The following is a 4,732-nucleotide window of genomic DNA, read 5'->3' on the forward strand; positions in this document are numbered from 1 at the left end:
GGTCGGCTTCGACGACCTGCCGCCGTACCAGGGCCCGATCAGGCTCGACGTGATGCGCAACCGCGTGCTGCTGGAGGGCGAGCAGACCGCGGCGCTCGCCGCACTGCGGAAGCTCGCCGAGCAGGCCCAGCACAGAGCGGCAACATGGATCTGGCAGCGGAGATCTGGCGGCTCGTCGCCGAGTCCCTGGCGAAGTGAACCCGCCCGGGCGGCCCCTCCCTCGCGCCTCCCTGCCTGAGCCGCCGGGTCCCTCCCGGCCTCAGCCGACCTGAGCCGTCGTCACTACCGCTGGGTGGCCAGGCCGGTGAGGAAGACCTCCAGCCAGCGCGCCCGCACGGCGGCGGGACGGTCGGTGGGGGCGGTGGTGAGCAGCAGTGCGAAGTCGTCCGTGGTGACGTCCGGGCGCAGGGCGCCCTGGGCCTGCGCGGCGGCGATGATGCGGCCCACGGCGCCGAAGGCGCGGGCCTCCAGGTCGCCGTGGTCGGTGGCCCCCAGCGCATGGGCGGCGGCCTTGACGGCCCGGTCCTCGGCCATGTGGTCGACGACCCTGGTGGCCAGTGCGCGCAGCTCCGCCATGGCCGGGGCCGTCCCGCTGTCGATCCTGGCCGCGGTCTCCTCGACGTCCCCGACCATCAGCTCGCCCTGCTCCCGCAGTACCGCCGCGATCAGGTCGGTCTTGGTGGGGAAGTGCCGGTAGAGGGTGCCCACCGCGACCCCGGCGGCCGCCGCGATGGCCTCCATGGCGACGTCGGGGCCGTGGACGGTCACCTGCTCCCGGGCGGCGGCCATGATCTTCTGCCGGTTGCGTACGGCGTCGGAGCGCAGCTGGCGGGGCTGGGACATAAGGGCGGACCTCCTTCGGTTGCAACAAGGTGAATGGTAGTTCATGATGAACATGAGCCATGGTTCATCTTCCCATCGCCGAGGAGCCCCCCATGCCCGCTCGCTCCAGGGACTTCGTCCTCCCCGACCAGCACGGCAGGCACGCCGTGGTGACGGGCGCCAACAGCGGCATCGGCTTCGAGACCGCCCGCCGCCTGGCACAGTCCGGCGCCGAGGTGGTGCTGGCGGTACGCGACGCGGCCAGGGGCGCCGAGGCGGTACGGCGGATCCGCGCGGCCCACCCCGGCGCCGCCGCCTCCGTGGAGACCCTGGACCTCTCCGTCCTGGAATCCGTCGCCGCCTTCGCCCGGCTGCTCCTCGACCGTGACCGCCCGCTGGACCTGCTGGTCAACAACGCCGGCATCATGGCGGTGCCCACCCGCCACACCACCGCCGACGGCTTCGAGCTGCAGTTCGGCACCAACCACCTCGGGCACTTCGCCCTCACCGGGCGGCTGCTGCCGCTGCTGCGCCGGGGTGACGCACCCCGCGTGGTGACGGTGAGCAGCATCGCGCACCGCACCGGCCGCATCGACTTCGACGACCTGCAGAGCGAGCGCTCCTACCGGCCGCTGGGCGCCTACGGGCGCTCCAAGCTCGCCAATCTGCTCTTCGCCCGGGAACTCCAGCGCCGCAGCGACCGCAACGGCTGGGGCCTGCTGTCCACCGCCGCCCACCCGGGATCCACTCTCACCAATCTGCAGAGCACCGGCCCCAACCTGGGCACCGACCGTCAGGGCAGGGGGCTCGGCGGGCTGCTGATGGCGCTGCCCGGCATGTCCCAGCAGCCCGACCGGGGCGCCCTGCCCACCCTGTACGCGGCGACCAGTCCCGACGCCACCGCCGGCGGCTACTACGGCCCGGACGGCGTCTTCGGCCTGACCGGCGGCCCGGCACCCGCCGGCAGCCGGCGCACCGCCGACGACGAGCAGGTCGCCGCCCGGCTGTGGGAGGTCTCCGAGCAGCTCACCCATGTCCGCTACGACCGCCTCAGCGCGGCGACCTGACCCAGCCCCACACCGGAGGACCGTCCGTGCCCCGCACCACCCCCCTGTCCCGGCTCACCCGGCTGCTGCGCCCCGCCGCGCTCGGCGGCGTCCCCGACGGCGAGCGGCTGGAGCGCATCCTCGGCTCACCGCACCACGCCGACGGAACCTTCACCAACCCTGTGGCCGCCCGCACCGCGTCCCGCGGCGCCGCCCTGCCGTATCTGCGGACCCAGCTGCGCAAGGCCGACCGGGTGCGGCGCGCCCCGGCCTCCGCCATCCCGCTGGTGCGCACCGTCCCGGCGGAGCCGCCCGCCTCCGGGCTGCGGCTGACCTGGCTGGGGCACTCCACCGTGCTGGCCGAGATCGACGGGGCACGGGTGCTGTTCGACCCGGTGTGGGGGGAGCGCTGCTCACCCGTGCCGTTCGCCGGGCCCAGGCGGCTGCACCCCGCCCCGCTGGCACCGGCCGAGCTGGGACCGCTGGACGCGGTGGTGATCTCCCACGACCACTACGACCACCTGGACATGCCGTCCATCCGTGCCCTGGCCGGCAGCGGGGCGATGTTCGCGGTGCCGCTGGGCGTCGGCGCCCATCTGGAGCGCTGGGGCGTACCGGCCGGCCGGATCACCGAACTGGACTGGCACGAGTCCACCGAGGCCGCCGGGCTGACGCTGACCGCCACACCCGCACGGCACTTCTGCGGCCGCGGGCTGCGCGGCCACACCCTCTGGGCGTCCTGGGTGGTCTCCGGGCCCCGGCACCGGATCTTCCACAGCGGGGACACCGGCTACTTCCCCGGCTTCGCCGAGATCGGCGCGGCCCATGGGCCGTTTGACGCCTCGATGATCCAGATCGGTGCGTACAGCGAGTTCTGGCCGGACATCCACATGACACCCGAGGAGGGGCTGCGGGCGCACTCCGACCTCTCCGGCGGGGAGCCGCACGGCGCCCTGCTGCCGATCCACTGGGGGACCTTCAACCTGGCCCCGCACCCCTGGGAGGAGCCGGCCGAACGCACCCGGGCGGCCGCCCTCGCCGCCGGGGCCCGGATCGCCGTACCGCTCCCCGGCCAGCCCTTCGAACCCGCCGGGGAGCTTCCCGCACAGCCCTGGTGGCGAGCGGTCGCCGTCCGGCCGCACCAGGCCGGGGCTGCCGTCCCCGCGGCCCGCACCGCGCGGGCGCCGCTGGCGGAGGACGCCGCCCGCTGAGCGGGCGTCACCTCACACGGCGCCCCGTGGGTCTACTCCGCCGGGCGCGGGCGGCGTCGCCGGGGCCTGGGCGCGGCGGCCCCGCCCTCGGCTGCGCCGTGGCCTGCGGCTGCGCCATGGCCCGCGGCGCGCCGCGGCCCACGCCTGCGGCGGGCCGCTCCGGGGACGTCCCCGTCCGCACGGACGGGCTTGCGGGCCCGGGGCGGCGACGCCGGCGCGGAGGCGGACACGGGTGCCGCGACGGTGACCGGGACGCCGGACGGCGTACGGGCACCGGTGATCCGGGTCAGTTCGGCGTCGCCGGGCCGCACCCGGGCCGTGTGCGGGCGGATGCCGGCCGCGGTCATCAGCCGGCTCATCTCCCGGCGCTGCTCGGGCAGCACCAGGGTGACCACCGTGCCGGACTCGCCGGCCCTGGCGGTGCGTCCGCCGCGGTGCAGATAGTCCTTGTGGTCGACCGGCGGATCGACGTTGACGACCAGGTCCAGGCCGTCGATGTGGATGCCCCGGGCGGCGACGTTGGTCGCGATCAGCGCGGTGACCTGCCCGTCCCGGAACTGCTCCAGGGTGCGGTTGCGCTGCGGCTGCGACTTGCCGCCGTGCAGGGCGGCGGCCCGCACCCCGCTGCCCAGCAGGTGCTTGGTGAGGCGGTCGGCGCCGCGCTTGGTGTGCACGAACATGATCACCCGGCCGTCGCGGGCGGCGATCTGTGCGGTGGCGGCCTGCTTGTCGTCGGTCTCGACGTGCAGCAGATGGTGCTCCATGGTCGTGACGGCCGCGGCCGGCGGGTCCACGGAGTGGGTGACCGGGTCGCTGAGGAAGCGCCGGACCAGCCGGTCGACATTGCGGTCCAGGGTGGCGGAGAACAGCATCCGCTGGCCGTCCGGCTCCACCTGCTCCAGCAGCCTGGTGACCTGCGGCAGAAAGCCCATGTCGGCCATCTGGTCGGCCTCGTCCAGCACGGTGGTGCGCACCCGGTCCAGCCGGCAGTCACCCCGCTGGATCAGATCGGCCAGCCGGCCCGGGGTGGCGACCACCACCTCGGCGCCACGGGCCACGGCCTGCGCCTGACGGTTGATGGACATCCCGCCGACCACGGTGGCCAGCCGGAGCTTCAGCGCCGTGGCGTAGGGGGTGAGGGCGTCGGTGACCTGCTGCGCGAGCTCGCGGGTGGGGACCAGCACCAGGGCCAGCGGCCGGCGGGGCTCCGCCCGGCGGCCCGCGGTGCGCGCCAGCAGGGGCAGGCCGAAGGCGAGGGTCTTGCCGGAGCCGGTGCGGCCCCGGCCGAGGACGTCACGGCCGCTGAGCGAGTCGGGCAGGGTCGCTCCCTGGATGGGGAACGGAGCGGTGACGCCCTGTGCGGTGAGGGCCTGCAGCAGCGCGGGCGGCAGCGGCAGCTCGGCGAAGGTGGCCGCGGCCGGACGCCCCGGCGTGGTGGGCTCGGCGGGCGGCTCCGGCAGGACTGCCGGGGCGGCGGCCGTGCGGGAGGCGGCGGGGCGCCGGTTGCGGGGCGGCCTGGAGCGGCCGGTGGGCGGGGCGTCGTGCGTCCGGGAGCCGTCGCGGGACGGCCGGGCCTGGCGGGGCATCTGGATCCGTCTCGTCGTCGGGGAGGCCTGGGCACACGGCGAGGGCCCGCGCCGGACGGCGCGGGCC

Annotated in this window: 5 protein-coding genes; 3 read left to right on the forward strand and 2 right to left on the reverse strand. The window is 75.7% G+C overall.

Translation table 11 applies throughout. The annotated features are described in order from the left end of the window. A partial coding sequence (locus AOK09_RS40980) for a hypothetical protein (RefSeq protein ID WP_169797107.1) occupies window positions 1–238 on the forward strand: 238 nt, incomplete at its 5' end. Window positions 239–282: 44 nt separating this feature from the next. On the opposite strand, the gene AOK09_RS34500 is transcribed toward AOK09_RS40980, so the two are convergent. Further along, window positions 283–843, reverse strand: a complete 561-nt coding sequence (locus tag AOK09_RS34500) for a TetR/AcrR family transcriptional regulator (RefSeq protein ID WP_055591147.1) — start codon at window positions 841–843, stop codon at window positions 283–285. Between the two features lie 92 nt (window positions 844–935). Here AOK09_RS34500 and AOK09_RS34505 point away from each other — a divergent pair, with 92 nt between their 5' ends. Together AOK09_RS34505 and AOK09_RS34510 are read left to right on the forward strand one after the other, a co-directional pair. Continuing rightward, window positions 936–1,889 carry an SDR family oxidoreductase gene (locus tag AOK09_RS34505; RefSeq protein ID WP_055591148.1) on the forward strand — a complete coding sequence of 318 codons (954 nt, stop codon included), beginning with the start codon at window positions 936–938 and terminating at the stop codon, window positions 1,887–1,889. A 26-nt stretch (window positions 1,890–1,915) separates the two neighbouring features. After that, a complete protein-coding gene (locus tag AOK09_RS34510; protein WP_055591149.1) occupies window positions 1,916–3,079 on the forward strand; it encodes an MBL fold metallo-hydrolase in 1,164 nt (387 codons plus the stop codon). 32 nt (window positions 3,080–3,111) lie between these two features. On the opposite strand, the gene AOK09_RS34515 is transcribed toward AOK09_RS34510, so the two are convergent. Further along, a partial coding sequence (locus AOK09_RS34515) for a DEAD/DEAH box helicase (protein WP_407675459.1) occupies window positions 3,112–4,732 on the reverse strand: 1,621 nt, incomplete at its 5' end.

This window comes from Peterkaempfera griseoplana (genome assembly GCF_001418575.1).
GTDB classification, from domain to species: Bacteria; Actinomycetota; Actinomycetes; order Streptomycetales; family Streptomycetaceae; genus Peterkaempfera; species Peterkaempfera griseoplana.

What these genes read in the sequence shown, in the direction of transcription:
- AOK09_RS34500 (WP_055591147.1), bottom strand. Translation starts at nt 843, where the DNA reads ATGTCCCAGCCCCGCCAGCTGCGCTCCGACGCCGTACGCAACCGGCAG.
- AOK09_RS34505 (WP_055591148.1), top strand. Translation starts at nt 936, where the DNA reads ATGCCCGCTCGCTCCAGGGACTTCGTCCTCCCCGACCAGCACGGCAGG.